General features: G+C 72.5%; 18 protein-coding genes and 1 pseudogene. 9 read left to right on the top strand and 10 right to left on the bottom strand.

What is annotated here, in order from left to right; translation table 11 throughout:
• Positions 1–25 precede the first annotated feature (25 nt).
• Complete coding sequence (pdhA, locus tag ABZ876_RS25060; RefSeq protein ID WP_361785277.1) at positions 26–1,123, top strand: pyruvate dehydrogenase (acetyl-transferring) E1 component subunit alpha; 1,098 nt, start codon at positions 26–28, stop codon at positions 1,121–1,123.
• Positions 1,124–1,140: 17 nt separating this feature from the next.
• Complete coding sequence (locus tag ABZ876_RS25055) at positions 1,141–2,118, top strand: alpha-ketoacid dehydrogenase subunit beta (RefSeq protein ID WP_361785274.1); 978 nt, start codon at positions 1,141–1,143, stop codon at positions 2,116–2,118.
• A gap of 65 nt (positions 2,119–2,183) precedes the next feature.
• Here the strand turns inward: ABZ876_RS25055 and ABZ876_RS25050 are convergent, their stop codons facing one another.
• From ABZ876_RS25050 to asnB, 3 genes are all read right to left on the bottom strand, one after another.
• Positions 2,184–2,951: a hemerythrin domain-containing protein gene (locus ABZ876_RS25050; protein WP_361785271.1), complete on the bottom strand. Its 768-nt coding sequence runs from the start codon at positions 2,949–2,951 to the stop codon at positions 2,184–2,186.
• Positions 2,952–3,108: 157 nt separating this feature from the next.
• Positions 3,109–4,500: a type III glutamate--ammonia ligase gene (gene glnT, locus ABZ876_RS25045; RefSeq protein WP_361785268.1), complete on the bottom strand. Its 1,392-nt coding sequence runs from the start codon at positions 4,498–4,500 to the stop codon at positions 3,109–3,111.
• Positions 4,500–6,371, bottom strand: a complete 1,872-nt coding sequence (asnB, locus tag ABZ876_RS25040) for an asparagine synthase (glutamine-hydrolyzing) (protein WP_361785265.1) — start codon at positions 6,369–6,371, stop codon at positions 4,500–4,502. Before asnB ends, glnT begins: the two co-directional genes overlap by 1 nt.
• A 213-nt stretch (positions 6,372–6,584) precedes the next feature.
• On the opposite strand from asnB, the gene ABZ876_RS25035 reads away from it, so the two are divergent.
• Both ABZ876_RS25035 and ABZ876_RS25030 read left to right on the top strand, forming a co-directional pair.
• Positions 6,585–6,941 (top strand): DUF779 domain-containing protein, encoded by a 357-nt coding sequence (locus ABZ876_RS25035; protein WP_234516578.1) that lies wholly within the window; start codon positions 6,585–6,587, stop codon positions 6,939–6,941.
• A 75-nt stretch (positions 6,942–7,016) separates the two neighbouring features.
• A complete protein-coding gene (locus ABZ876_RS25030; protein WP_361785262.1) occupies positions 7,017–8,246 on the top strand; it encodes a phosphodiester glycosidase family protein in 1,230 nt (409 codons plus the stop codon).
• Between the two features lie 44 nt (positions 8,247–8,290).
• Here ABZ876_RS25030 and ABZ876_RS25025 read toward each other — a convergent pair whose 3' ends face one another.
• From ABZ876_RS25025 to ABZ876_RS25000, 6 genes are all read right to left on the bottom strand, one after another.
• Positions 8,291–8,485 (bottom strand): hypothetical protein, encoded by a 195-nt coding sequence (locus ABZ876_RS25025; protein ID WP_361785259.1) that lies wholly within the window; start codon positions 8,483–8,485, stop codon positions 8,291–8,293.
• Between the two features lie 102 nt (positions 8,486–8,587).
• Positions 8,588–9,451, bottom strand: coding sequence for a phosphatidylinositol-specific phospholipase C/glycerophosphodiester phosphodiesterase family protein (locus ABZ876_RS25020; RefSeq protein ID WP_361785256.1), 864 nt, complete (start codon positions 9,449–9,451; stop codon positions 8,588–8,590).
• Positions 9,452–9,631: 180 nt separating this feature from the next.
• Positions 9,632–10,708: an acyl-CoA dehydrogenase family protein gene (locus ABZ876_RS25015; RefSeq protein WP_361785253.1), complete on the bottom strand. Its 1,077-nt coding sequence runs from the start codon at positions 10,706–10,708 to the stop codon at positions 9,632–9,634.
• Positions 10,705–11,889 carry an acyl-CoA dehydrogenase family protein gene (locus tag ABZ876_RS25010; protein ID WP_361785250.1) on the bottom strand — a complete coding sequence of 395 codons (1,185 nt, stop codon included), beginning with the start codon at positions 11,887–11,889 and terminating at the stop codon, positions 10,705–10,707. The genes ABZ876_RS25015 and ABZ876_RS25010 overlap by 4 nt, the downstream gene beginning before the upstream one ends.
• Positions 11,886–12,857, bottom strand: a complete 972-nt coding sequence (locus ABZ876_RS25005) for an NADPH:quinone oxidoreductase family protein (RefSeq protein ID WP_361785247.1) — start codon at positions 12,855–12,857, stop codon at positions 11,886–11,888. The genes ABZ876_RS25010 and ABZ876_RS25005 overlap by 4 nt, the downstream gene beginning before the upstream one ends.
• 94 nt (positions 12,858–12,951) lie before the next feature.
• Complete coding sequence (locus tag ABZ876_RS25000; RefSeq protein ID WP_361785434.1) at positions 12,952–13,524, bottom strand: XRE family transcriptional regulator; 573 nt, start codon at positions 13,522–13,524, stop codon at positions 12,952–12,954.
• Positions 13,525–13,639: 115 nt separating this feature from the next.
• Here ABZ876_RS25000 and ABZ876_RS24995 point away from each other — a divergent pair.
• From ABZ876_RS24995 to ABZ876_RS24975, 5 genes and pseudogenes are all read left to right on the top strand, one after another.
• A pseudogene (locus ABZ876_RS24995) lies at positions 13,640–14,143 on the top strand (thioredoxin reductase); the annotation flags it as partial.
• A 41-nt stretch (positions 14,144–14,184) separates the two neighbouring features.
• Positions 14,185–15,723 carry an ATP-dependent DNA ligase gene (locus tag ABZ876_RS24990; protein WP_361785244.1) on the top strand — a complete coding sequence of 513 codons (1,539 nt, stop codon included), beginning with the start codon at positions 14,185–14,187 and terminating at the stop codon, positions 15,721–15,723.
• Entirely contained in the window at positions 15,720–16,190 is a 471-nt protein-coding gene (locus ABZ876_RS24985) for an NUDIX domain-containing protein (RefSeq protein WP_361785241.1), read from the top strand. The genes ABZ876_RS24990 and ABZ876_RS24985 overlap by 4 nt, the downstream gene beginning before the upstream one ends.
• 73 nt (positions 16,191–16,263) lie before the next feature.
• Positions 16,264–17,649: an NADP-dependent succinic semialdehyde dehydrogenase gene (locus ABZ876_RS24980; protein ID WP_361785238.1), complete on the top strand. Its 1,386-nt coding sequence runs from the start codon at positions 16,264–16,266 to the stop codon at positions 17,647–17,649.
• A gap of 25 nt (positions 17,650–17,674) precedes the next feature.
• Positions 17,675–17,911 carry a DUF6213 family protein gene (locus tag ABZ876_RS24975; protein WP_234516374.1) on the top strand — a complete coding sequence of 79 codons (237 nt, stop codon included), beginning with the start codon at positions 17,675–17,677 and terminating at the stop codon, positions 17,909–17,911.
• On the opposite strand, the gene ABZ876_RS24970 is transcribed toward ABZ876_RS24975, so the two are convergent.
• Positions 17,908–18,588: a transcriptional regulator gene (locus ABZ876_RS24970; RefSeq protein WP_361785234.1), complete on the bottom strand. Its 681-nt coding sequence runs from the start codon at positions 18,586–18,588 to the stop codon at positions 17,908–17,910. The two genes, ABZ876_RS24975 and ABZ876_RS24970, sit on opposite strands and share 4 nt — an antisense overlap.
• Positions 18,589–18,680 lie beyond the last annotated feature (92 nt).

Here is an 18,680-nt window from a genome sequence, read left to right as displayed (position 1 = left end):
CCTTCCCCAGCCGAAGGGACGGAACGTGATCACGACAGGATTGCCCGGGCCGGCCGAGGAGCCGCCCCCGGTGCGGCTCCTGGACGCCGAGGGCCGCAGGGTCGAGAACCCCCGGTGGGCCCTCGACCTCTCCGCCGAGGAGGAACGGTCGCTGTACCGGGACATGGTGCTCGTGCGGAGGTTCGACGCGGAGGCGACGACCCTGCAACGACAGGGTGAACTCGGCCTGTGGGCATCACTGCTGGGACAGGAGGCCGCCCAGATCGGCGCGGGCCGGGCCCTGGATCTGCGGGACTTCGTCTTCTCCAGCTACCGCGAGCACGGCATCGCCTGGTGCCGGGGCGTGGACCCGGTCGGAATGCTCGGCTTCTGGCGGGGCACCGCCCACGGCTGCTGGGACCCGTACCACGCGGGCATGGCCAACTACCAGGTGGTGGTGGGCGGGCACGCCCTGCACGGCGTCGGCTACGGCTTGGGCATGCAGCGGGACGGGGCGGACGGCGCGGTCCTGGTGTGCTTCGGCGACGGCGCGACCAGCCAGGGCGACGTCAACGAGGCCTTCACCTTCGCCTCGGTCTACGGCGCCCCCGTGGTCTTCTACTGCCAGAACAACCAGTGGGCGATCTCCGAGCCCCTGGAGCGGCAGACCCGGGTGCCCCTGTACCGGCGGGCGCTGGGCTTCGGCTTTCCCGGGATCCAGGTCGACGGCAACGACGTCCTGGCGTGTCTGGCGGTGGCCCGGGGCGCGCTGGAGCACGCCCGCTCGGGGGCGGGGCCGGTGCTGGTCGAGGCGGTCACCTACCGGATGGCCCCGCACACCACGTCCGACGACGCGACGCGCTACCGCTCCGCCGACGAGACGGAGGAGTGGGCGGCCAAGGACCCCGTGGCCCGGATGCGGGCGTATCTGGAGCGCACGGGGCGGGCCGACACCGGCTTCTTCAAGGAGGTCGACGAGGAGGCCGAGACACTGGCGGTACGGATGCGCGGCGGCTGCCGGGCGATGCCGGACCCGCCCCCGACCGCGATCTTCGACCATGTGTACGCCGGACCGCATGCCTCCCTCGACGCCCAGCGCGAGGAGTTCACCGCCTTCCAGGCCCAGTTCGAGGACGCACCCTGACCGACCGGAGGACCGGCATGGCAGCGACGACCCTGGCCCAGGCGCTGAACCTGGGGCTGCGCAAGGCCCTCGAGGGCGATCGGAAGGTCCTCGTGATGGGTGAGGACGTGGGGCGGCTCGGCGGTGTCTTCCGCATCACCGACGGGCTGCACAAGGACTTCGGGGAGGACCGCGTCGTCGACACCCCGCTCGCCGAGTCGGGCATCGTCGGCACCGCGGTGGGCCTGGCCTTCCGGGGCTACCGGCCGGTCTGCGAGATCCAGTTCGACGGGTTCGCGTATCCCGCGTTCGACCAGATCGTCTCCCAGCTCGCCAAGATCCGCACCCGGACGCGGGGGCGGGTGGCGATGCCGGTCGTCGTGCGTATCCCGTACGGCGGCGGCATCGGCGCGGTGGAGCACCACAGCGAGTCCCCGGAGGCGTACTTCGCGCACACCGCGGGCCTCAGGGTGGTCTCGCCGGCGAGCCCGGCGGACGCGTACTGGATGATCCAGCAGTCCGTCGCCTGCGACGACCCGGTGATCTTCCTGGAGCCCAAGCGCCGTTACTGGGACCGCGAGGAGTTCGAGCCGGGTGCCGGCGCCCCGCTCGCGCTGCACGCGGCACGTGTGGCCCGGCCGGGCCGTGACGTCACCCTCGTCGGCTACGGTCCCACCGTCCGCGTCTGCCTGGACGCGGCGGCGGCCGCCGCGCAGGAGGGGCACAGCGCGGAGGTGATCGATCTGCGCTCGCTCTCCCCGCTGGACACGGACACGGTCACCGCGTCCGTGGCGAGGACGGGCCGGCTGGTCGTGGTGCACGAGGCACCGCGCTTCCTCGGCCCGGGCGCTGAGCTGGCCGCGTCGATCGGCGAGCGCTGCTTCTACTCCCTCCAGGCACCGACGCTCCGGGTGACCGGGTACGACACCCCGTATCCGCCGTCCCGTCTGGAGAACGCCTACCTCCCGGACCTGGAACGGGTCCTGGACGCGGTACACCGCTCCCTGGCGTTCTGAGTCCGGCCGTGCACGATGCGGGCCGGGCTGCCCACGGCAGCCCGGCCCGCGCCTTTCCGCTGCGGTCAGGGCGCCTTCGGCGCCAGCTGCGCCGGGACGTCCCGCCAGACCTCGCCGACCAGCCGGTGGTAGTCGGCGCGCCAGCCGGCCAGGGCGGGGCCCATCTGTTCCCGGAACTTCGGAGGCAGCGCGGCGAGCGCGGCGTCGGTCACGGCCGGGTCCAGGCCCTCGTCCGTCCAGGCCGAGATCAGCCAGGTCGGCGGCTGGTACGCCTCTCCGTCGCCGCCCCGAGCACCTCCCGGGCCCTGGGGTCCCCCGCCGGGGCCGCCGCCCTGCCCGCGGCCTCCGCCGCCCTGGCCGCCGGCGATCTCCTCCGGCCGGACCCGGTCCACCAGGACCGGCACGATGTGCTTCTCCTCCTGCGCGAGGTGCCGGTCCAGATGCGCCTGAAGACGCTCGGTCGCGGCGCGGGCCGCCTCGATCGCGCCGGCCTCGGGCAGCCGCTCCATCTGCCTGGTGATCTCGTCCAGTTCGCGGTCGAGGTCCGCGTGGTCCTCCTCCAGCTCGGCCATGACGGACGCGAGGTCCCCGGCACGCGAGGTGACCAGCGGGAAGAGGCTGTCGTCCTCGTTCTCGCTGTGGTCGGCGAGCGCCCAGTGGTACAGCTTCCAGTGTCCGGCCAGGCGTCGCGCCTGCTCCGTGTCGTGCGGGTTCAGTGCGGCCAGGGCGTGTGGGAAGCGGGCGGCGTCGCGTCGCAACGCGTGGTGGATCATGAGGAAGGACGTCGCCGCGGTGATCTTCCCCTCGGCGTCCAGCTGGAACCCTTCGGACATGCGTGACTCCTTGCGGTGGTCGGTGCCGTTCAGGGGCCGGCGCGGGCGGGCGGCCGGCTTCACGCGTTGTGGCCCCGGCTCCGCGCGGACGGCGCGGGACCGGGGCGCACAGGACGGATCGGGTGACCCGGAGGGCGTACGGACGGCGGGTGTGCCGTCAGAACGCGGTGAGGTACCGCTCGATCTCCCAGTCTCCGACCCGCCGGTGGTACGCGGCGAACTCGCTCTGCTTCAACTGGGCGTAGTAGTCGACGAATTCGCCGTTCGTCACCTTACCGAAGGCAGCCCTCAGCACGGGGTCGGCGGTGACGGCGGCGGCCGCCTCGGCCAGGGTGCCGGGGAGCGCGGGAGCGGTGTCCCAGCCCCCCTCGCGCTCCAGGTTCGCCTCGTTGGGCGCCCCCGGGTCCATTGCCTGGTCGATGCCGTCGAGTCCGGCCGCGAGCAGTGCGGTCATGGCCAGATACGGGTTGGCGGAGGAGTCGACGCAGCGTGCCTCCACCCGGCCCGGGGCGGGCACCCGGAGCATCTGGGTGCGGTTGTTCCCGCCGTACGTCGCCCAGGTGGGCGCCCAGCTGGAGCCGGAGGTGGTCGCGTCGCGTGCCGCGAGCCGCTTGTAGGAGTTGACGGTGGGGCAGCCGAAGGCGACGACCCCGGGTGCGTGCGCGAGCACCCCGGCGATGAACGAGTAGCCGAGGTCGGACAGCCCGAGCCCCCGGGCGTCGTTGGCCCCGCGGAAGAGTTCGCTGCCCGATGCGCGGTCCCACAGACTCATGTGCATGTGCAGTCCGCTGCCGGTGAGATGGCCGAAGGGCTTCGGCATGAAGGTGGCGAGCAGCCCCGACTCCCGGGCCAGCATCTGCACCAGGTAGCGGAAGAGGATCACGCGGTCGGCGGTGACCAGTGCGTCGGCGTACGCGAAGTCGTGCTCGAACTGGCCGTTCGCGTCCTCGTGGTCGTTGGAGTAGTTGCCCCAGCCGAGCGCGGTCAGCGCCTTGCTGACGGTGGCGACGTGGTCGAGGGAGCGGCCGAGTCCGCGGGCGTCGTAGCACGGCAGTTCCGCGGTGTCCTCGTCGTCGGCGACCGCGATACCGCCGTCCGGGGTGCGCCGGACCAGGAAGTACTCCGGTTCGGCACCTACCTTGAAGTCCATGCCCCGTTCCGCGAGCGCGGCGAGCCGGCGCCGGAGGATCACCCGTGGGGCGTACGGCCAGGGGGTGCCGCCGACGTGCGGGTCGCACATGACCGCGGCCAGGCCGGTGCGCCAGGGCAGCACGGTGTAGGTGGACACGTCCGGGACGGCCACCAGGTCCGGGTCGGCCGGGGACTGGCCGATGGCGCCGACGGCGTGGCCCGCGAAGCCGAGGCCCTCGTCGAGCAGCTCGGGGACGGCCGCTGCGGGGACGAGCTTGCAGCACGGCTTGCCGTCGATGTTGACGAACAGGGCGAGGACGAACTCGATGCCGTCGCGGGCTACGGCGTGCAGAAAGTCCTCGGCCGTTTGCGGCGGTTCGGGCAACCGGGGCACGACGGGGTGTCCGTATCCGAACATCAGAGGTTCACCTGCACCCGGTAGTGCTCCAGCCACATGTTGAGGCTGAGGAGCATCTCGATGTCCAGCCGGCAGATCCACGCCCACACCCCGGGCCGGCCCGCGACCCGCTGGGGGTCGGCGGCGACGGCGCGTGCGGCGGGGAGGTTGACGAAGGGCCGCACGGGGGCGTTCGGGTCGGCGAGAACGTCGCGCAGCTGGCGGCACAGTTCGGTGAGATAGCCGATGTCCTGGGTGACCGGGTAGGGGCTCTTCTGCCGGTCGAGGACGGAGGCCGGGACGAGGTCCTGGGCGATCGAGCGCAGCAGGCTCTTCTCACGGCCGTCGTGGTTCTTCATCGCCCAGGGGGTGTTGAAGACGTAGTCGACGAACTCGTGGTCGCAGTAGGGCACCCGCATCTCCAGGGCCGGACCCATGCCGAGCCGGTCGCTGCGGTCCAGGAGCACGCCCAGCCAGCGCGTCAGATGCAGATGGATGACCTCCCGCATGCGCCGCTCATGGGCGTCCTCCCCGGGCAGTACGGGGACGTCCGCGAGGGCCTCCCGGTAGCGCTGGGCCACATAGCCGCGCAGGTCGAGCTTCTGGAGCAGGCCCGGGTCGAGCAGCCCGAGCCCGAGACCGGGATGGGCGGGGTCGAAGACGTGCATGATGGCCATCCACGGGAAGGTCTCGGCCGAGACCACCTGCTCGTTGTGCACCCACTGGAAGCCGCCGAAGACCTCGTCGGCGGTCTCGCCGGACAGCACCATGGTGGCCTTCTCGCGCACGGCCTTCGACAGCAGATAGGCGGAGGCGTCCATGTCGCCGAACATCGTCGGCATGTCCTGGGTGACGACGGTGGCCAGCCTCACCTCGGGCGCGGCGAGTTCCGCGGCGGGCAGCGCGATCTCCTCGTGCAGGGCGCCGACGTACCGGGCCATCTCGGCCGCGAACGGGGCGTCCGAGGTGCCGCGCATCTCGTCGGCGCGGAAGCCGTCCGCGCCGGTGAGGGTGAGGGAGAACGTGCGCAGCTGCGGCTCGTCGTGCTCGGCGACCCAGCGGGCGGCGATCGCGGTCAGCACGCTGGAGTCGAGGCCGCCGGAGAGCAGGATGCCGCGGGGCACGTCGGCGACCAGCTGCCGGGCGACGACGGCCTCCAGGCGCTCGCGGATCTGCGCGACGGTGGTGGGCAGGTCGTCGGTGTGCGGGCGCGCGGTCAGCTCCCAGTAGCGGTGCTCGCTGACTCCCTTGCGGCTGAAGCGGAGCACGCTGCCCGGGAGCACCTCGCGGATGTCGGCGTAGATCGAGGTGCCCGGGGACTTGGTCTGCGCGAGCAGCTCGCGCAGCCCGTCGCCGTCCACGACGGTGGCGATGTCGGGGTGGGCGAGCAGCGCCTTGGCCTCGGAGCCGAAGACGATGCCGGTGGGCGTCAGCTTGTACAGCAGCGGCTTGATGCCCATCTGGTCGCGGATCAGCACGAGTTCCTCGCGCCGGGCGTCCCACACGCCGAAGGCGAACATGCCGTTGAAGTGCTCGCCGCACTTCTCGCCCCACTCCAGGTAGCCGCGGATCACCACCTCGGTGTCGCAGCGGGTGCGGAACCGGTGGCCGCGCGCCTCCAGTTCGGTGCGCAGCTCACGGAAGTTGTAGATCTCCCCGTTGTAGGTGACGGCGGCGAGCAGCCGCCCGTCCTCCTCCACGACCATGGGCTGGCCGCCGCCGGGGATGTCGATCACCGCGTTGCGGGTGTGCCCGAAGCCCGCGTGGGCGCTCACCCAGACGCCGTCCCCGTCGGGGCCACGGCAGGCCAGGGTGTCCGTCATGGCTCGTACGACCGGCCGCTCGGCGGAGATATCGCGCTCGAAGTCGGCCCATCCGGCGATTCCGCACATGCCCTCTGGCTCCTTCCGACGGTGCCCGCCCCAGCGGCGGGGTATGACCATCACCGCAACCCGCCCCATGGTGGAGGCGGCCCTTCGAGGCGATCTGGTGTCCCGGTAGGCATCGCGGCAGGGGCGCAGGGACCGCGACGGGCCGGGGCCCGGCGTCCCACCGCGTGCGCAACGTCGTTGCAACGTGTCCCGCGCTGTAATGGACGCGTGACGATGGACGTGGTCCCGCGCGTGGAGCTGACCCCCGCGGCCGCCGAGCTGGTGCGGCGGCTGCGGGAGGTCCACGGGCCGTTGATGTTCCACCAGTCCGGCGGCTGCTGTGACGGCAGTGCCCCGATGTGCTACCCGAAGGGCGAGTTCCGCACCGGTGGTTCCGATGTGCTGCTCGCGGAACTGGAGGTGGACGGAGTCGACGAGCCGGTGGGTTTCTGGATGTCGAGAAGCCAGTACGAGGTGTGGAGCCACACCAGGCTGATCGTCGACGTCGTGGCCGGCCGTGGCAGCGGCTTCTCCCTGGAAGCACCCGAAGGAGTGCGTTTTCTCATCCGTTCACGCGTCGTAGGCGCCTGATCGCCGTACGCGACATCGCCGTCTGATGCACTTCCCCCTGAGTGCTGTGCAGTTGACGAGACATCAGGGGGAAGCGTGACTCCTCGCGACAGACGGCTCAGAACGGTACTGACGGCCCTTGCGGCATGGAGCGCGCTGGCCGGTGCGGCCCTGGTGGGGGCGGCACCCGCCACCGGTGTGCCGGACGCCCGGACGATCGCTCCCGGTGTCCTGTACAGCCAGTTCGACATCCCCGCGGCCCACGGGGTGACCCACGCCCACGTCGTCACCGTCGACCTGCGGGATCCCCGGGTGCGGATCGACCTGCTGACCCCAGGCGCCGTCGCCGCCCGGGCCACCGTCTCCCGGCTCGCCCGGGCCCGGGGCGCGGTCGCGGGGATCAACGGCGACTTCTTCGACATCTCCGAGGCCCAGCACCCGGGTGTGGAGGCGACCGGCTCCAGCGACGGCCCGGCGATCGCGGGCGCGCGCGTACTCAAGGCCGCCGTGCCGAACGGGCAGCGCTTCGGGCCCCGTCTGCCGCCGGGTGCCGACAGCGAGGACGTCCTCGGGGTGGGTACCGACCGCAGGGCCCGCCTGGACCGGCTGTCGCTGAGCGGCTCCGTGCGCACGCCCCACGGGCGGCTGGCGCTGCGCGGACTCAACCAGTACGCCCTGCCGGTGGGTTCGATCGGGGTCTACACCTCGGACTGGGGCAGCGCCTCACGGATGCGGGCGGTCTGCGGGACGGACACCGACCGGGGCGCGCCGTGCAGCACGGACACCTACGAGGTGACGGTGCGCAAAGGCCGGGTCGTCGCCGCCGCCGGCCGGCCCGGCGGCGGTCCCGTCGCGGTCGGTACCACGGTGCTGGTCGGCCGTGAGGCGGGGGCCCGGCAACTGCGCATGCTGCACCAGGGCGAGCGGGTGCAGGTGCGCCGGCGTCTGGTGGCCGCCTCCTCCCGGATCCCGTACCGCTTCGCCATCGGCGGCTTCCCGGTGCTGCGGCGCGGCGTGCCGTCGGCCGGCCTCGACAACGCGACGTCCGCCGTGCGCACCGCGGTGGGCGTCGGGGACGGCGGTCGGCGTCTGCTGCTCCTCGCGCTGGACGGTGCGGCCGCCTACCGCAGCGGTCTCACGCTGGCCGAACTCGCCTCCGAGCTAAGGAGGCTGGGCGCCACCGACGGCTTCAACCTGGACGGTGGCGGCTCCTCGACGCTGGTCGCCCGGCGGGAGGGAGCGGGCGTGGTGACGGTGCGCAACCATCCCAGCTCAGGCGCCGAACGCCCGGTACCCAACGGGATCGGTGTCTTCTCCGCCTCGTGAAGGTCCTCTCGTGAGGTCTCCTTCCGATGCTCGTCCTCGGACGGTCAGGGACGCAGGCCGCCGACGATCTGCGCCGTCGCCGCGAGGCCCTGGTGGAGCGTCGGGGCCATGCTGGAGCCGGCCAGGAAGAAGCCGAGCAGTATGCAGATCAGGGCATGGGAGATCTTCAGTGCGCCGTTGCGGATGAAGATCACCGCAATGATCAGGAGCAGCAGCACCACAGAGATGGAAACGGCCATCGTCAGCCTCCTTCGCCACGCGCACTTCGCGGCTTTCGGCCGCAAGTGTGGCGTAGCGAAGGGTCCGTCCGGGCGGCTGACGTGTCCCCCGAACGTGTGGTTCTACGGCCGCTCGTGGGAATCGAGGAAGGTCTCCAGGCCCGCGAGGTCGTCCGTGTTGAGGTAGTCGACGCCGGCGTCCGCGAGTTCGCTCCACAGGGCTTCCCGGGCCGGTCCCGCGGCGTCGGGCGTCGCCCAGAAGCGCACCTTCTGCCGGTGCGCGTGCGCCCGGTCGACGATGTCGCGCAGTCTGCGCCGCTCGGTGTCCGGGAACGGACCGTCGCCGAGCCAGCTGAAGCCGGCCGTCCAGTTGTCGCTGATGAGCGGCACGAAGGCGGCGGGCGCCGGGCCGCCGAGGTCGCTGAGACGGCCGTCGCAGAAGGCGTAACGCGTGCTCTGCGCCTCCATCGGCGCGCGGGCCGCGCGGTCGCCCGAGACGACGGCGGTGACGGGCCCCGCGTGGACGCGTCCGTGCGCGTACCTGGCGAACAGGTTGCGGTGCCGCCGCAGATGGCGGTCGAGTTCGAGGTAGGTCGACGAGCCCTCGGTCTTGATGTCGATGAGGAGCTGCAACGGCCTGCGCCATCCCCGGTACACGGACCCGTGGTGGGCCTTGACCAGGGCGGCGAGCGGGTCGAGGTAGAGGGATTCCAGGGTGCGCGTGGGGTCGAGTGCGGAAGGGTCGTGGGCGACGAGGAGCTGGTCGCCGACGAGGTGGATGTCGGCCTCGACGCTGCCGAAACGGTGGCCGAGGGCGTCGAAGAGGGGACGCGGATGCTCGTAGTCGTTGTGCGCGTGCGCACGCCACAGCGGGCGCGGTCCACGCCTGCCTTCGCCGGTCCGCGCGTGCGTGGCGGGCAGGGCGAGGGAGCCCGCGAGGGCGGCGCCGAGGGTGGTGAGGGCTCTGCGACGGGTGGTGAGGGCCATGCTCTGCCTCCCTTGTAAGGCCGTAGGGAACCTCAGGGAGTATGCGGCGCGCCCGGAGCCGAGGCGCCCCACCGGACGAGAAGTTGGCCGGACCGCCGCTGCGGGTTCACTTCTCCGCGCGGCGGGCACGTCAAGGGCCCGCCGCCCACGGGGAGACGACGGGCTCCTGCCTCCGGTGGTCTACAACGGGGGCCGCAGGTCGACCAGTTCGGCCAGTGCCGCACGGTGACGGCCGGCGGTCCCGTACGCGATCGCATCCGCCTTCGCCCGCTTCAGATACAGATGGGCCGGGTGCTCCCAGGTCATACCGATCCCGCCGTGCAACTGGATGGCCTCCTCGGCGGCATGAACGGCGACGGGGGCCGCATACGCCGCCGCGACGGCGACCGTCACGTCGGCGTCCTCACCGGTGGCCAGGGCGTCGGCCGCGCCCCGGGCGGCGGCGCGCAGGCCGACGACCTCCAGCCACAGCTGGGCGAGCCGGTGCTTGAGTGCCTGGAAGCCCCCGACGGGCCGGTTGAACTGCTTGCGTTCCTTGAGGTAGCGGACCGTCTCGGTCAGTGTCCAGTCGGCCAGGCCGAGTTGCTCGGAGGCGAGCAGCCCGGCGCCGGCGCGCAGGGCCCGTCGCACGGCGGGTTCGGCCTCGCCGATGCGGCGTCCCGGAGACCCGTCGAGGGTGACGGTGGCGACCGGCCGGGTCTGGTCCAGGGACACCTGCGGGGTGACGGTCACGGCACCGGCGTCGACGGCGTAGAGACCGCCGTCCTGCGCCGGCACCAGCAGCACGTCCGCGGCAGCGGCATCCGCGATCCCGGTCAACGTCCCGTGCAGGTCTCCGCCTTCACTTCGTACGGCCGCGAAGGGGCCGCCCGGGGCGGTGTGCAGCCCGACCGCGAGGACGCCGACGGCGCGCCCGGAGGCGAGCCGCGGCAGCAGTTCGTCGTCCCCGCACTCGAGCAGGGCCTCCGTGGCCACCACCGCGCTGCTCAGATACGGCACGGGCGCGACCGCGCGGCCCAGTTCCTCCAGGACCACGGCGGCTTCGCGGTGGGAGGCCCCCTGGCCGCCCAGTTCCTCGGGCACCAGCAGCCCGGCCAGGCCCATGGCGTCGGCGAGCGACTTCCACAGGGCGAGGTCGTGCGGGGCGTCCGACTCGGTGCGGGCGATCACGCCTGCCGGGTCGCAGTGGTCCGTGAGGAGGTCGCGGACGGCGACGCGCAGCGCCTCTTCCTCCTCCGAGTAGAGCAGGTCGGTCATCGGGCGAGGTCCTTCCACGCGACGTCCTTGTCGGTGCGCGGCTCGGCCGGCAGGCCCAGGACGCGCTCGGCGACGATGTTCAGCAGGACCTCGCTGGTCCCGCCCTCGATGCTGTTGCCCTTGGCACGCAGATAGCGGTAGCCGGCATCTCGGCCGGTGAAGTCGACGAGTTCGGGCCTGCGCAGGGTCCAGTCGTCGTAGAAGAGACCTTCCTCGCCGAGGAGTTCGACCTCCAGACCGCTGATCTCCTGGTTGAGGCGGGCGAAGGCGAGCTTCATGCCGGAGCCCTCCGGGCCGGGCTGGCCCGCGGAGAGCTGCTGGCGCAGCCGCTCGCCGGTGAGCCGGACGACCTCGGCCTCGACCCACAGCGTCAGCAGGCGCTGGTGCAGGTCGTGGGTGCGCAGTTCGGGGCGCTCGCGCCAGGTCCTCGCGACCGGGCCGATCATGCCGCCCTCACGCGGGATCCGCATACCGCCGATGGACACACGCTCGTTCATCAGCGTGGTCTGCGCCACGCGCCAGCCGTCGCCGACCCCGCCCAGGCGACGGGCGTCGGGGATGCGGACGTCGGTGAGGAACACCTCGTTGAACTCCGCCTCGCCGGTGATCTGCCGCAGGGGCCGGACCTCGACGCCGGGGTCCGTCATGTCGCAGATGAAGTACGTGATGCCCTGGTGCTTGGGCGCGTCCGGGTCCGTGCGGGCGATGAGGATGGCCCAGCGGGCGACATGGGCGCTGGAGGTCCACACCTTCTGCCCGTTGACCACCCAGTCTCCCCCGTCGTCCCGGACTGCGCGGGTGCCGAGCGCAGCGAGGTCCGAGCCCGCGCCGGGCTCGCTGAACAGCTGGCACCACACCTCCTCGCCCGTCCACAGGGGCCTGAGGTAGCGCCGCTTCTGTTCTTCGGTGCCGTAGCGCAGGATCGTCGGCGCGGCCATGCCGAGGCCGATGCCGATGCGCCGCGGGTCGTTGTCGGGTGCCTTCGCGGCCTGAAGTTCGGCGTCGACGACCGCCTGGAGCGCGCGCGGGGCGCCGAGGCCGCCGAGGCCCTCGGGATAGTGCACCCAGGCGAGTCCGGCGTCGAAGCGGGCCCGCAGGAAGTCCAGGCGGTCGGTCGAGGCGGGAGGGTGCCCGGCGAGCAAGGCGCGGGTGCGCTCCCGCAGTTCGGCTGCGTCGGTCATGCGACGGCTCCGTTCTCCGGCACGACGGCGATCCGGCCGGTGGTGACGCCGTCGGCGACGCGCTGCACGGCGTCCGCGGCCCGGCCCAGCGGCACCCGCTCGCTCACGAGGGGCTTGATGGCGCCCTGGGCGGCCAGTTCCGTGAGCTGCTCGTGGCAGTGCTGGATCAGCTTGGGGTTCTTGGTGTTGTACAGGCCCCAGTGCAGGCCGAGGATCGCGTAGTTCTTGACCAGGGCGTGGTTGAGCGCGGGGCTGGGGATGGACCCGCTGGCGAAGCCGACGACGACGATGCGGCCCTCGAAGGCGACGGTCTTCGCGGACTGCGCGTAGGCCTCCCCGCCCACCGGGTCGTAGATCACATCGGCGCCCCGGCCGCCGGTGGCCTCCTTGACGGCCGCGATGACGTCCTCGGCGCGGCGGTCGATCACTACGTCGCAGCCCAGCTCGCGGGCCACGGCGGCCTTGCCGGCGCCGCCGACGACGCCGATGACGGTGGCGCCGGCGGCCTTGCCGAGCTGGACGGCCGCGCTGCCGACACCTCCGGCGGCGGCGTGCACGAGCAGCGTCTCCCCGGCCTGGAGCGCGGCACGGCGGTGCAGACCGAACCAGCCCGTCTGGTAGCCGATGTGCAGGGCCGCGGCCTCGGCGTCGTCGAGGGCCTCGGGGGCGGGCAGGACGGCGGCGGCATCGGCGACGGCGTACTCGGCGAAGCCCCCGTACGGCAGCGCCGGGTTGGCGATCACCCGCCGGCCGTCCTCGGTCTCGCCGCAGATCTCCACGCCCGGGGTGAACGGCAGCGGCGGCCTGATCTGGTACTGGCCGCGGCACAGCAGCGCGTCGGGGAAGTTGATGTTCGCGGCCCGCACCTTCAGCAGGACCTGGCCGTCGCCGGGTGTGGGCTGCTCCACCTCCGTCAGCCGCATCACCTCGCTCGGTTCGCCGTTCTCGTGCACTTGCCATGCCTGCATGGGCGGCCTCCAGGGGCTGTGCTGGTCGTGTTCGCCTGACCGGGTCGGTCGCATACTAAGCGGTCGCTTGCCCATCAGGGAACAGTCGGATGCGTCACGACCGGCGGGACCGCGCCCGTACATGCATCCGCTCACCCTGCGGGCCGAACAGGCTCAGGAACTCCACCGGCCCTTCCCCGGTCGACCCGAACCAGTGCGGCACCCGGGTGTCGAACTCGGCGGCCTCGCCGGGAGTCAGCACCACGTCGTGCTCGCCGAGCACCAGCCGGAGCCGGCCGGAGAGCACATACAGCCACTCGTAGCCCTCGTGCGTCCGCGGATCCGGTTCGAGCCTGCGGCGCGGTTCGAGCACCTTGAAGGCCTGCAGGCCGCCGGGCTGGCGCGTGAGCGGCCAGTGGGTGCGGCCATGGCGGACGACCGGCTCGGCGCGCACCCGTGGGTCCCGCACCGGCGGGGCGCCGACCAGTTCGTCCAGCGGCACCTCGTGTGCCCGCGCGATCGGCAGCAGCAGTTCCAGGCTGGGCTTGCGCAGGCCCGACTCCAGGCGGGAGAGCGTGCTGACGGAGATGCCGGTCGCCTCCGACAGCCCCGCGAGCGTCACCTCCCGCTCTTTCCGCAGCCGCCGCAGCCGGGGGCCCACGCCCGCGAGAACCTCGTCCGTGCCCATGACCTCACCCATGGCCTTATTGCAGTTTCGGCAACCATGTTTGTCAATGCCGACAGTCCGGCCGCCCCGCCCCCGACGACGACCGGGACCGGGCCGTGCACGCCGTCCTCGTCGCAGGTCCGGGCGCGATGTGCTGCACTGCCCGTACTGCCACGGGTGGGAGGTGAGCGACCGCCCCTTCGATGTGCTCGCGACGAGCCCGCTGGGCGTGCACCAGGCGCTGATGGTCTCCCAGTGGCCGAAGGACTTGGCCCTGTTCCTGCACACGGTCGCCGAGGAGGAGCCGTCCGCGCAGGACCTGCGCAGGCTCGCGGCGGCCGGGGCGGGAGCGGTGCCCGGCGAGGTCGCGGGGCCGGTGACCGAGGGGGACCGGCTCGCCGACGCAACGGTCCACGACCGCTCCGTGCCGTTCGTCTCGCCCCGCCCTGTTGGAGCGGCTGGGCGCCCCGTTCGGCCGGTACCCGGCGGTCGACGAGCGCCGGCTGACGACCGTGCCCGGCCTGTGGGCGGCGGGAAACGCGGGCGGTTCCGCGGAGCAGGTGGTGGACGCCGCGAGCCACGTATACCGGGCGGGGCCGCGATCAACACGGAGCTGCTCATGGTCGAACTGGACGCGGCCGCAGAGGTGTGGACCGGCCGCCGGCGGTGCACGATGACTGCATGCTCTTCGCCCGGCTGGCCCGCGTGTCCCAGGAGGTCGCCGCCACATCGGCCCGGTCCCGGAAGATCGCGCTGCTCGGCGGGCTGTTCCGGGACGCCGACGCGGACGACGTGCCGATCGTCATCCCGTATCTGGCCGGGCGGCTGCCGCAAGGACGGCTCGGCGTGGGCTGGAAGCTCCTCGGGCAGCGGATCGAGCCCGCCGCCGAGCCCACGCTCACCGTGGGGGACGTGGACGCCCGGCTGAGCCGGATCGGCGCCGTCACCGGCACCGGCTCCCAGGCCGAACGCAAGCGGCTGGTGGGCGAGTTGCTGGCGGCGGCCACCGCGGACGAACAGCGGTTCCTGACCGGGCTGCTGACCGGGGAGGTGCGTCAGGGAGCCCTGGACGCCCTGGCCGTGGAGGGACTGGCCGAGGCGACGGGGGCCGCGTCGACCGATGTGCGGCGCGCCGTCATGCTCGCCGGATCGCTCCAGACCGTGGCGCGGGCCCTGCTCGCCGACGGCCCGGAGGCACTCGGCGCCTTCCGGCTCACGCTCGGCCGGCCCGTTCTGCCGATGCTCGCGCACACCGCGTCGTCCGTCGCCGAGGCCGTCGAAAAGCTCGGCGCGTGCGCCGTCGAGGAGAAGCTCGACGGCATCCGCGTGCAGGTCCACCGGGACGGCGACGCGGTACGGATCCACACCCGCACCCTCGACGACATCACCCACCGGCTGCCGGAGATCACCGCCGCCGCGCTCGAGCTGGGGGGCGAGCGGTTCATCCTGGACGGCGAGGTCATCGCGCTGGACGAGAACGGACGGCCGCGGTCCTTCCAGGAGACCGCCGGGCGGGTCGGCTCCCGGCTGGACGTGGCGACCGCCGCCGCGGCCGTACCCGTCTCCCCCGTCTTCTTCGACGCGCTGTCGGTGGACGGCCGGGACCTGCTGGACCTGCCCTTCGGCGACCGCCACGCGGAGCTGGCCCGGCTCGTACCGGAGCCGATGCGGGTGCGGCGCACGGTGGTGCGGGGGCCCGAGGACGTGGCCGCCGCGGAGGACTTCCTCGCCGAGACCCTGGCCCGAGGTCATGAGGGCGTGGTCGTCAAGGCCCTCGAGGCCCCCTACAGCGCCGGCCGGCGCGGCGCCTCCTGGCTCAAGGTCAAGCCGGTGCACACCCTCGACCTCGTGGTGCTGGCCGCCGAGCGGGGCCACGGCCGCCGCACCGGCAAGCTCTCCAACCTGCACCTGGGCGCCCGCTCCCCGGACGGCTCCTTCGTGATGCTCGGCAAGACGTTCAAGGGCATGACGGACGCGATGCTCACCTGGCAGACCGAGCGGCTGAGGGAACTGGCGGTCGAGGACGACGGCTGGGTGGTGACCGTACGCCCCGAACTGGTCGTCGAGATCGCCTACGACGGACTCCAGCGGTCCAGCCGCTACCCGGCCGGGATCACCCTGCGCTTCGCCCGGGTCGTGCGCTACCGCGAGGACAAGCGGCCCGAGGAGGCTGACACGGTGGAGACGCTGCTGGCCGCGCACCCCCACGTGGCGCCATGAGCGGGCGGTCGAGGCGCAGCGCCGGTCTGCTGTTGTTCCGGCACACCGATCACGGTCTGGAAGTCCTGCTGGGCCATATGGGCGGCCCGTTCTTCGCCCGCCGCGAGGCCGGGGCGTGGACCGTGCCCAAGGGCGAGTACGAGCCGGACGAGCCCTCCTGGGAGGCCGCCCGCCGCGAGTTCCGGGAGGAGCTGGGGGTGCCGCCGCCCGACGGGGAGGCCGTGCCGCTCGGCGAGGTCCGGCAGACGGGCGGCAAGGTGGTCACGGCCTGGGCGGTCGAGGCGGACCTCGACCCGGCGACGGTCGTCCCGGGCACCTTCACGATGGAGTGGCCACCGCGCTCGGGGCGCCTTGCGGAGTTTCCCGAGCTGGACCGTGTCGAGTGGCTCGGCCTCGACCGGGCCCGCGAACTGATCGTGAAGGCGCAGAGGGCGTTTCTCGATCGGCTGGCGGAGCACTCGGGCTGACGGAAGAGCCGCGTTGCGGAGGCCGCCGCCGCGCGGGAAGGTCGAAGCAGAGCCTGTTCTCAGGAGGTCAGCCATGCCCATCGCCACCGTCAATCCGGCGACCGGCGAGACGCTCAAGACGTACGACGCCCTGGGCGAGGACGAGATCGAGCGCAGGCTCGCCGCCGCCGAGGCCGCGTTCCGTACCCATCGCACGACCACGTTCGCCGAGCGGGCCCTGCGGATGCGCAAGGCGGCCGACCTGCTCGAGGAGGATCAGGAGCGCATTGCCCGGGTGATGACCACCGAGATGGGCAAGCCGGTCAAGCAGGCCCGTGCGGAGGCCGCGAAGTGCGCCAAGGCGATGCGCTGGTACGCGGAGCACGCCGAGGAGCTGCTCGCCGACGAGGAGCCCGCCGAGTACGACGTGAAGGACTCGGGCGCCTCCTGGGTGATCGTGCGCTACCGGCCGCTCGGCCCGGTCCTCGCCGTGATGCCGTGGAACTTCCCGCTGTGGCAGGTGGTCCGCTTCGCCGCGCCCGCGCTGATGGCCGGCAACGTGGGGCTGCTCAAGCACGCCTCCAACGTCCCGCAGACCGCGCTCTACCTGGAGGACCTCTTCCGCCGGGCGGGCTTCGCCGAGGGCTGCTTCCAGACCCTGCTGATCGGCTCCGGAGCCGTGGAGGGGATCCTGCGCGACCCGAGGGTGAAGGCGGCGACGCTCACCGGCAGCGAACCGGCGGGCCGGTCCGTGGCCTCGGTCGCCGGGGACGAGATCAAGAAGACGGTCCTGGAGCTCGGCGGCAGCGACCCGTTCATCGTGATGCCGTCCGCGGATGTGGAGCGGGCCGCCGAGGTGGCGGTGACGGCCCGGGTGCAGAACAACGGGCAGTCGTGCATCGCCGCCAAGCGGTTCATCGTGCACGCCGGTGTGTTCGACGCGTTCACCGAACGGTTCACCGCCCGGATGAAGGACCTCAGGATCGGCGACCCGATGGAGGAGGAGACCGAGGTCGGGCCGCTCTCCAGCGAACAGGGCCGCGCCGACCTGGAGGAACTGGTCGAGGACGCGGTCGGCAAGGGCGCGAGGGTGCTGTGCGGCGGCGAGCGCCCGGACCGTCCCGGCTGGTACTACCCGCCGACCGTGCTCGCCGAGGTCACACCCGGGATGCGCATCCACCACGAGGAGGCGTTCGGCCCGGTCGCCACGCTCTACCGGGCAGCCGACATCGGCGAGGCGGTGGCGATCGCGAACGACTCGCCGTTCGCACTCAGTTCGAATGTGTGGACACACAACGGTACCGAGGTGGACCGGTTCGTCCTGGACCTGGAGGCCGGCGGCGTGTACATCAACGGTATGACGGCGTCCCACCCCGCGTTCCCGTTCGGCGGGGTCAAGCGCTCCGGCTACGGCCGCGAGCTGTCCGGGCACGGAATCCGCGAGTTCTGCAACATCACCACCGTATGGCACGGGGCGTGAGCGTTCCGCAGCTACGATCCCTGCTGTGAACCGCGAAGTGACCCTGCCTCTGATCGTCGACGACCGCGGCACGTTGCAGGTGGCGGCCGCGGATGTCAGCAAGCTGCTGCGCACGGTGGGCGGCCGGTGGCTGCGGCTGGTCGAGGCCGGCGAGGACGGGCTGGACGAGGACACCGTGGCCGCGCTGACCATCGAGCTGGCCAAACTGGCGGACCGCATCGACGTCGCGTGCATCGCGCACAGCAGCGGTTCGCTCCGCTAGGGAAGCCGGTCAGCCCGCGCGTCCAGTTCCCACAGGGCATGCCAGAACTGCGTCTCGTAGCCCTGGAGCAGCCGGCCGTAGCGGTGTGCGCGGTCCTCGTCCAGACGGCCGGCGTCCAGGCCCTCCTGCACCGCCTCCTCGGCCTTGGCCTCCAGGTCCGGTGACGGCACGGCGAAGAAGTCGAAGAACCCGCAGGCCGCGTCGTCGTAGCCGTAGTGGTGGCGCAGCGCCTGCGCGATCGACGCGCAGTAACCGCCCCAGGCCGCGAAGTTGGCACTCAGGGCCAGGGCGACGTCGGCCGGCTCCCCGTTCAGGGCGAGCCAGGCCACGTAGGCCGGGTAGCCCTGGCAGTCCGCCGGCGGCTCGTAGGTGTCCGCGGTCTCGTCGGCCCGGCAGACCGCGGCAAAGGCCCGCAGACGGTCCTGGGCCACGGATTCACCGTCCGCGAGGGCGGTGAAGAAGGCCGCGGATGCGGGCTCCTCCCGCGACCGCTCGGACAGGTACTCGAACGCCCGGCGGTCCGAGGCCATCACGTCGCGCTGCTGGAGGGCGAGTGCCGCGAGGGTGGCGGGCCGGGCCGCGCCCCGGGCGATCAGCGGAAGCAGCCGGTTGGCGTGCGGATCCGGGGCGAGCTTCCGGGTGGCCTCCTCCAGCAGTCCCCTGGCCGTGCGGGTCATCGACGCTCCTTCTCCGACTTGTGTCGCTCACCGAGCATGCCCGGAATGTCACTGTGTGTGCATCACTGAAGCGGAGTAACCGGCCGAGATAT

The organism is Streptomyces sp. NPDC046931, from assembly GCF_040644655.1.
GTDB lineage: Bacteria > Actinomycetota > Actinomycetes > Streptomycetales > Streptomycetaceae > Streptomyces.
The sequence above is the reverse complement of the archived record's forward strand: the minus strand, read 5'-3'. Positions and strand labels throughout refer to the sequence as shown.

Bases quoted from the DNA above. Each gene is read 5' to 3' on its own strand.
- ABZ876_RS25055 (WP_361785274.1), top strand. From the start codon at position 1,141: ATGGCAGCGACGACCCTGGCCCAGGCGCTGAACCTGGGGCTGCGCAAG.
- ABZ876_RS25050 (WP_361785271.1), bottom strand. From the start codon at position 2,951: ATGTCCGAAGGGTTCCAGCTGGACGCCGAGGGGAAGATCACCGCGGCG.
- glnT (WP_361785268.1), bottom strand. From the start codon at position 4,500: ATGTTCGGATACGGACACCCCGTCGTGCCCCGGTTGCCCGAACCGCCG.
- asnB (WP_361785265.1), bottom strand. From the start codon at position 6,371: ATGTGCGGAATCGCCGGATGGGCCGACTTCGAGCGCGATATCTCCGCC.
- ABZ876_RS25035 (WP_234516578.1), top strand. From the start codon at position 6,585: ATGGACGTGGTCCCGCGCGTGGAGCTGACCCCCGCGGCCGCCGAGCTG.
- ABZ876_RS25025 (WP_361785259.1), bottom strand. From the start codon at position 8,485: ATGGCCGTTTCCATCTCTGTGGTGCTGCTGCTCCTGATCATTGCGGTG.
- ABZ876_RS25020 (WP_361785256.1), bottom strand. From the start codon at position 9,451: ATGGCCCTCACCACCCGTCGCAGAGCCCTCACCACCCTCGGCGCCGCC.
- ABZ876_RS25015 (WP_361785253.1), bottom strand. From the start codon at position 10,708: ATGACCGACCTGCTCTACTCGGAGGAGGAAGAGGCGCTGCGCGTCGCC.
- ABZ876_RS25010 (WP_361785250.1), bottom strand. From the start codon at position 11,889: ATGACCGACGCAGCCGAACTGCGGGAGCGCACCCGCGCCTTGCTCGCC.
- ABZ876_RS25005 (WP_361785247.1), bottom strand. From the start codon at position 12,857: ATGCAGGCATGGCAAGTGCACGAGAACGGCGAACCGAGCGAGGTGATG.
- ABZ876_RS25000 (WP_361785434.1), bottom strand. From the start codon at position 13,524: ATGGGCACGGACGAGGTTCTCGCGGGCGTGGGCCCCCGGCTGCGGCGG.
- ABZ876_RS24990 (WP_361785244.1), top strand. From the start codon at position 14,185: ATGCTCTTCGCCCGGCTGGCCCGCGTGTCCCAGGAGGTCGCCGCCACA.
- ABZ876_RS24985 (WP_361785241.1), top strand. From the start codon at position 15,720: ATGAGCGGGCGGTCGAGGCGCAGCGCCGGTCTGCTGTTGTTCCGGCAC.
- ABZ876_RS24980 (WP_361785238.1), top strand. From the start codon at position 16,264: ATGCCCATCGCCACCGTCAATCCGGCGACCGGCGAGACGCTCAAGACG.
- ABZ876_RS24970 (WP_361785234.1), bottom strand. From the start codon at position 18,588: ATGACCCGCACGGCCAGGGGACTGCTGGAGGAGGCCACCCGGAAGCTC.